Origin of the sequence: Sporosarcina sp. P12(2017) (genome assembly GCF_002743035.1) — a bacterium.
GTDB lineage: Bacteria > Bacillota > Bacilli > Bacillales_A > Planococcaceae > Sporosarcina > Sporosarcina ureae.
This window is the reverse complement of the sequence record NZ_PDYL01000041.1, coordinates 1-1,407: the sequence shown is the minus strand read 5'-3', so window position 1 is coordinate 1,407 and position 1,407 is coordinate 1. Positions and strand designations below refer to the sequence as shown.

Genomic DNA, 1,407 nt, shown 5'->3' with positions numbered 1-1,407 from the left:
CACTAGTGTCGCGTTAAAATAATATCTCTTGTTGTTGAATTCTGAATACTCTCTAATTAATCTTTTCCACAAAAAAATCCTTTATAATGGGTTGGAGGCAGTAATCCATCCAAATCCAATATAAAGGACTCACTCATGGATAAGATTACACGAAAATCAGCATTTGAGCAATGGGCAGAACCGATTTTCAATGAATTATTTGCGGAACAAGTTCAGCTCCATTGTCTCGATCATTATACAAAGAAGCTACATATGGCTTCGTTTACGAACTTACTTTTGTACGCACAGATTCATGAAACGGAAAGCTTACGCGCCGTCAGTGACAGCGTCTTTTCCGAAGAACTACAGGAAGCCACGAACTTGGATTCCATCAGCTTCTCACAGCTTGGCAGGCGTTTACGTCAGGTGCCGACGGAATTCTTTCAGGCCATTTTTCTTGATCTGGTCTCACAGATCCACAGCGCTACTGATTTCCAGACCCATCGCAAGCGGACAACTCCACTGAAAATCATCGATTCTAGTACGCTGCCTTTGAACTTGTATAACCACCGATGGGCGGAATTCCGAAAAACGAAGTCCGGTATCAAGCTCCATCTACGTCTCGTATTTATGGGAAATGGTTGTTCCTACCCGGATCAGGCGGTCTTGACGAACGCCAAAGAACACGATCGCGGTCAACTGGAGGTTCTAGTCGATGATAAGGAATGCCTGTATGTGTTCGATCGCGGCTATCTGGATTACGAACGGTTTGACCTCATGACAGATGAGGGGTATTTCTTCGTCTCTCGTTTACGGAAAAACGCAGTTGTCCGGTCGCTTGAACACTTCGAGTTACCAGAAGATACCCTGGTATTATCGGATGAAATGGTTGTGATTGGCACAACGCAAAACCGGTCGGAAAATGTGTTCCGTCTGTTGAAAGTATTGGATTCCAAAGGCAATCAACTGAACCTGATCACGAACCGTTTTGATCTGTCTGCCGACGAAATCGCAGAACTGTATAAGTCACGCTGGGCCATAGAACTGTTCTTCAAATGGATGAAACAACATTTGAATATCAAGAAATTCTACGCACAAAGCCAGCAGGGCGTGCATAACCAAGTGTATCTGGCGATGATCGTCTACTGCTTGAATGTGCTGGCGCAGTTACGGACAAAAAGTAAGCGAACATACCTGCAAATCAGCCGCTATCTAAAGGCCTCTTTATGGAAGTCTGCGCATATTTGGCTTCGAAAAATCGAAGGAAAAGGTGTACCGTAATGCGGGAAATCCGTTTCTGTCACAGTAGCCAAAAGGTATAGTAAAAAAATGGATGTTGACTGTCTCTGTTCAGCTGTCTTCGATTTTTTCCTTGTGGACAGAAAAGTATAGACGGAATATTGTGAACTCATTTATGCGACGCTAGTG

The 1,407-nt window shown here is 43.9% G+C and carries 1 protein-coding gene; it reads left to right on the top strand.

Translation table 11 applies throughout. The features are described from left to right. Nucleotides 1-135: 135 nt before the first annotated feature. Nucleotides 136-1,260 (top strand): IS4 family transposase, encoded by a 1,125-nt coding sequence (locus tag CSV80_RS17265; RefSeq protein ID WP_099671846.1) that lies wholly within the window; start codon nucleotides 136-138, stop codon nucleotides 1,258-1,260. The last annotated feature ends 147 nt before the right edge of the window (nucleotides 1,261-1,407 follow it).